Here is a 409-nt window from a genome sequence, read left to right as displayed (position 1 = left end):
ACCGCCAAACGGGAGCGGGCCGGGAAATCCTCGGCGACGATCTATGACATCGCCAAACTGGCCGGCGTGAATCCGTCCACGGTCTCCCGGGCGCTCAGCAAACCCGGCCGGATCAGCGCCAAGACGGAAAAGAAGATCCAGGACGCGGCCAGGCAGCTGAACTACCGGGCGAACCCGTTCGCCCGGGCGCTGCCCACCGGCCGGACCAGCACCATCGGGCTGATCGTCGCTGACATCACCAATCCGGTGTTCTTCGACATTGTCCGCGGAGCCGAGGGGGCAGCCGCGGAGCGGGACTACACGCTGCTGCTGGCGGAGTCGGCGGAGTCGGCCGAGACGGAAGTGCTCATCGCGCAGCGCATGCTCGCCTCGGTGGACGGCTTGGTCCTGGCGACCCCGCGCCTGGCGG

Annotated in this window: 1 protein-coding gene; it reads left to right on the top strand. The window is 68.7% G+C overall.

Features of this window, described 5'->3' with window-relative positions:
• The coding region (locus AC5RVV_RS18190) for a LacI family DNA-binding transcriptional regulator (protein WP_494002736.1) at positions 1–409 on the top strand (409 nt) is incomplete at both ends.

It is taken from the genome of Arthrobacter sp. MDT2-34-1, from assembly GCF_059091365.1.
This window is presented reverse-complemented; position numbering and strand designations above follow the sequence as displayed.